Raw genomic sequence first — 4,541 nt, forward strand, 5'->3', positions numbered from 1 at the left:
GTAAGCGACATCGCCTCCAACATCCTTGAAGACGTGAAGAAGAAGAGGTTTTAAAATTTCATGGACGAGAGCAAAAAAAAGTCCCTCGAAGCTGCCTTAAAGTCCCTAGATAAGGCCTTTGGAAAGGGGACGATTTTACGACTGGGCGATAAGGAGATCGAGCAGATTGATAGCATAGGCACGGGCTCTGTGGGGCTTGATTTGGCCTTGGGTATAGGCGGCGTGCCTAAGGGGAGGATTATTGAAATTTACGGGCCTGAGAGCTCTGGGAAAACAACCCTAACCCTCCACATTATCGCCGAGTGCCAAAAGGCCGGCGGAGTGTGTGCCTTCATTGATGCTGAGCATGCTTTGGATGTGAAATACGCCAAAAATTTGGGCGTGGATACGGATAATCTTTACATTTCTCAGCCTGATTTTGGTGAGCAAGCCCTTGAAATCGTGGAGACTATGGCAAGGAGCGGGGCGATCGATTTGCTTGTGATTGATAGCGTGGCAGCACTCACACCAAAGGCGGAAATTGACGGCGATATGGGGGATCAGCATGTGGGGCTTCAGGCACGCTTGATGAGTCAGGCCCTTAGAAAGCTCACGGGCATCGTGCATAAAATGAACACCACGGTGGTTTTCATCAATCAAATTCGCATGAAAATCGGCGCTATGGGTTATGGGACGCCTGAGACGACAACGGGGGGTAATGCCCTGAAATTCTACGCCTCAGTGCGCCTTGATGTGCGTAAGGTGGCCACGCTTAAGCAAAATGAAGAGCCCATCGGCAATCGCGTCAAGGTCAAAGTGGTCAAAAATAAAGTCGCTCCGCCGTTCAAGGTGGCGGAATTTGATGTGATGTATGGGGAGGGATTGAGTCGTGAGGGTGAGCTTATCGATTATGGCGTGAGGCTTGATGTTATCGATAAAAGCGGGGCGTGGTTTTCCTACAAGGATAAAAAATTGGGACAGGGCAGGGAGAATTCTAAGGCCTTTTTGAAGGAAAATCCAGACCTTGCCGATGAAATCACTATGGCCATACAAAATTCCATGGGTCTAGAGGGGGCCTTGAGCGGCGATGAGGGAGAGGAATGATGCTGGTGATTGAGGATCTTCGCGCTTATGAGGTGCTTGATAGCAGGGGTAATCCCACCGTAAAAACCGAAATCACGCTCAATGACGGCTCCACAGGGACGGCCATAGTGCCAAGTGGAGCAAGCACGGGCTCTAAGGAGGCTTTGGAGCTTAGAGATGGAGGGGCGCGATTTGGCGGGAAGGGCGTTTTGAAGGCTATTTCTAATGTCAATGAGAGCATAGCGGATGCGATTTTGGGACTGGACGCCTTCAATCAAACCCAGCTCGATGAGGTTTTGCGTGAGCTTGACGGAAGCAAAAATTACTCCCGTTTGGGTGCGAACGCGACTTTGGGCGTTTCGATGGCGACGGCGCGAGCGGTGGCAAATTCATTAGGGATGCCGCTTTATCGGTATTTGGGCGGGGCGAATGCTAGCGTTTTGCCCGTGCCGATGTGCAATATCATCAATGGCGGGGCCCACGCGAACAATAGCGTGGATTTTCAGGAATTTATGATCATGCCCTTTGGTTTTACGAGCTTTAGGGAGGCTTTGCGGGCAGTGTGTGAAATTTACGCGGCTTTGAAGAAGGAATTGGCGGATAGAAATCACCCCACTGCCCTGGGCGATGAGGGCGGTTTTGCGCCAAATTTATCGGACAATAACGAGCCCATAGAGCTTTTGGTGCGATGCATCAAAAAGGCGGGCTTTGAGGGTGCGGTCAAAATCGCCCTGGATGTCGCCAGCACGGAATTTTTCAAGGATGACAAGTATCACTTGGAGGGCAGGGCTTTGAGCAGTGAGGAGCTTATCGCGCGCTATGTGGAACTTTGCGCGAAGTATCCAATTTGTAGCATCGAGGACGGCTTGGCGGAGGATGATTTTGAGGGCTGGGTGAAGCTCACTGAGGCTTTGGGGCGTAAAATTCAACTCGTGGGGGATGATTTGTTCGTAACCAATGAGGAAATTTTAAAAGAGGGCATCGCGAAAAAAATGGCGAATGCGATCCTCATCAAACCTAATCAAATCGGCACTATCACGCAGACGATGCGCACGGTTCGCCTCGCGCAAAGGAATGGCTACCGGTGCATCATGTCGCATCGCTCGGGCGAGAGTGAGGATAGCTTTATCGCTGATTTTGCCGTGGCTTTGAATACAGGGCAGATCAAAACGGGTGCGCCAGCCCGTGCGGATAGGACGGCTAAGTATAATAGGCTGCTTGAAATTGAGCTGGAAAATGATGAATTTTTGGGAGAAAACATCTGAGCGATTTACTCAAAGAATATGACGAAAGCACGAAGAAAAAGAGCCTTTATGCGAGTATTTTGGCGACTATCTTCTGGGCGCTGCTTGTGATTGTGGGGGCGGTTTATTTTGGCAATATGTTTTTTGGGCAGTATTCTTTGGATACGATGCTTTCTTTGGAGGCCAATAAGGACGCATTAACAAAGCAAATTCTACAACTCAAAGAGCAAAACGCTAAGGCGCAGAAAGATTATTTCGAGCTGAAAGGACTCTACCCCGATGAAAGTTAAAATCATGGTTTTATTGCTGATGGGCGTTTGGGCTTTCGCAAAGGAAAATCCTTTCAGTGCTGAGGAAAATGCGAGCATCATCATGCCCCAACCCTTTCAAAGAAGCGATGTGAAATTCAACTCCAGTGCTAGAATTTTAAAGGGCGTGAGTTTTCATTATGTCAATCTTGACGGCACAGAGGATACATTGAATTTAGACATCAACAAAAGCATAGACTGGCACGACACCTACACGCTCACGCGCTCCAAAAGCCCCGAGGCCTCAAAGATTTTGGATGTGTCCGTGACCATACCCAAAAATAACGCTAGCGATGCGAATTCCTCTAGGGACTTTGAGCTCCCAGCTCAGATGGGTAAAATCGACACACTTTTGACCTACACGAGCTACAAAAACAAGATCAAAATCAACACAGATAGCGATTTGATTGCCGATTTTTCCATAGGAAACCCAAGCAAGATCGTCCTGGATTTCAAATCCGACAAAATAGCCCCAAGCAAGATCATCAGGCTCAAGGATTCCCTATTCAAGCGCATCGATTTTGGCTCACATAATGGCTATTATCGCTTGGTGTTGTATTTGGATGGAAAGTATAATTACAAAATAGAAAGAGAAAACAATGCCTACATCGTCAATATTTTCTAAAATTTTATTTTTGGTTTTTTTAAGCGCCTTCGCCTTTGCGAGTGAAATTTTACTTTTTAAGGATTTTAGCAAATCATCTCTCACTGAGCAAAACCTCACGGGCTATTTGATGAGTGAAAAGCTTGACGGAGTGCGAGGGCTTTGGGACGGGGTCGTGCTTAAAACGCGACAAAATCATCCCATCAAAACCCCAGCTTTTTTCACCGAGTCCTTTCCACCTTTTGCCTTGGATGGGGAGCTTTATATGGGGAGGGGGAGCTTTGATGACATTTCGGCGCTAGTGCGTAGCAAGGAGGGCAAAGAGGAGCTGTGGCAAAAAGTGAGCTACAATGTTTTTGATGTGCCAAGGGCCTGTGAGGAATTTAAACTGAGCCCCTGCAGCTTGCAAAAGCGCTTATCCGTGCTGGAGGATTACTTGGCGAAGCATCCTAGCCCCTTCATTAAGATCATCCCGCAAATTCCGATCAACAGTAAAATTCAGCTTGAAAATTTTTATCAAGGCATCATTCAAAATGGCGGGGAGGGCGTCATCGTGAGGAAAAATTTAAGTCCCTACGAAAAGGGACGCAGCGACAATGCCCTCAAGCTCAAGCCCTTTGAAGATGCCGAGTGTAGGGTCGTAGGCTACACGGAGGGCAGGGGTAAATTTGCGGGGAAGATCGGGGCCTTGCTCTGTGAAATGCCTAATGGAAAAACCATAAAAATCGGCTCGGGGCTCAAGGATAAAGATCGAAGCGATCCGCCGCCGATCAATTCCATCATCACCTATAAATTCAACGGCCTGACGAAAAACTCCCTCCCGCGCTTTCCCGTGTTTTTACGCATCAGGCATCTGCCTCAGATCGAACAATGAGGCTCGGTGGCAGCTTGAAAAATTTCACCAGCTCCCCCTCTTTTTGTCGCATTTGACCGCTATCCTTTTCATGGTCAAAGCCCAGCAAATGAAGCAGAGCATGGATGAAAAGCAGGGCGATTTCATCCTCAAGGCTATGCCCTAGCTCCCTTGCCTTGTCGGCGGCTCTATGTTTGTTAATCACCACAGAGCCCAAAGGCAGCCCCTCCCCCACATTCACCAGCGGAAAAGAAAGCACATCCGTGCTTTCATCCATGCCCCTTTGTTTTAAATTCAACCCTCGCATCTCGTCATCATCCACAAAAACGAGCTCCACAGCTCTAGGGCTTAATTTTGAAGCGATGGCTTCCAAAAATTCACATTTTTCTTCACAAATTATCATTCCGCTCCCCCCATTTCCCTCATTATATATAAATTTTTTCATCCTTTGGCCGATGTGGGTGTGAGTT

At 48.0% G+C, this 4,541-nt stretch carries 6 protein-coding genes; 5 read left to right on the forward strand and 1 reads right to left on the reverse strand.

From position 1 onward, the window contains the following. Positions 1-60: 60 nt before the first annotated feature. The 5 genes from recA (at position 61) to Q4A73_RS07180 (ending at position 4,092) form a co-directional block, all read left to right on the forward strand. Positions 61-1,083: a recombinase RecA gene (recA, locus tag Q4A73_RS07160; RefSeq protein WP_303206769.1), complete on the forward strand. Its 1,023-nt coding sequence runs from the start codon at positions 61-63 to the stop codon at positions 1,081-1,083. Further along, a complete protein-coding gene (gene eno / locus Q4A73_RS07165) occupies positions 1,083-2,327 on the forward strand; it encodes a phosphopyruvate hydratase (protein ID WP_303206773.1) in 1,245 nt (414 codons plus the stop codon). The genes recA and eno overlap by 1 nt, the downstream gene beginning before the upstream one ends. A 116-nt stretch (positions 2,328-2,443) precedes the next feature. Beyond that, on the forward strand, positions 2,444-2,596 hold the full coding sequence (locus tag Q4A73_RS07170; protein WP_303206774.1) for a hypothetical protein: 153 nt from the start codon (positions 2,444-2,446) through the stop codon (positions 2,594-2,596). Then, positions 2,586-3,239 (forward strand): AMIN domain-containing protein, encoded by a 654-nt coding sequence (locus Q4A73_RS07175; protein WP_303206770.1) that lies wholly within the window; start codon positions 2,586-2,588, stop codon positions 3,237-3,239. Before Q4A73_RS07170 ends, Q4A73_RS07175 begins: the two co-directional genes overlap by 11 nt. Further along, on the forward strand, positions 3,214-4,092 hold the full coding sequence (locus Q4A73_RS07180) for a DNA ligase (protein ID WP_303206771.1): 879 nt from the start codon (positions 3,214-3,216) through the stop codon (positions 4,090-4,092). The genes Q4A73_RS07175 and Q4A73_RS07180 overlap by 26 nt, the downstream gene beginning before the upstream one ends. On the opposite strand, the gene ybeY is transcribed toward Q4A73_RS07180, so the two are convergent. Further along, positions 4,064-4,474 (reverse strand): rRNA maturation RNase YbeY, encoded by a 411-nt coding sequence (gene ybeY / locus Q4A73_RS07185; RefSeq protein WP_303206772.1) that lies wholly within the window; start codon positions 4,472-4,474, stop codon positions 4,064-4,066. The genes Q4A73_RS07180 and ybeY overlap by 29 nt on opposite strands. Positions 4,475-4,541: the final 67 nt, after the last annotated feature.

It is taken from the genome of Campylobacter sp. (assembly GCF_030528245.1).
GTDB lineage: Bacteria > Campylobacterota > Campylobacteria > Campylobacterales > Campylobacteraceae > Campylobacter_D.

Coding starts and splice junctions, on each gene's coding strand:
- recA (WP_303206769.1), top strand. CDS start 61: ATGGACGAGAGCAAAAAAAAGTCCCTCGAAGCTGCCTTAAAGTCCCTA.
- Q4A73_RS07170 (WP_303206774.1), top strand. CDS start 2,444: ATGTTTTTTGGGCAGTATTCTTTGGATACGATGCTTTCTTTGGAGGCC.
- ybeY (WP_303206772.1), bottom strand. CDS start 4,474: ATGATAATTTGTGAAGAAAAATGTGAATTTTTGGAAGCCATCGCTTCA.
- eno (WP_303206773.1), top strand. CDS start 1,083: ATGCTGGTGATTGAGGATCTTCGCGCTTATGAGGTGCTTGATAGCAGG.
- Q4A73_RS07175 (WP_303206770.1), top strand. CDS start 2,586: ATGAAAGTTAAAATCATGGTTTTATTGCTGATGGGCGTTTGGGCTTTC.
- Q4A73_RS07180 (WP_303206771.1), top strand. CDS start 3,214: ATGCCTACATCGTCAATATTTTCTAAAATTTTATTTTTGGTTTTTTTA.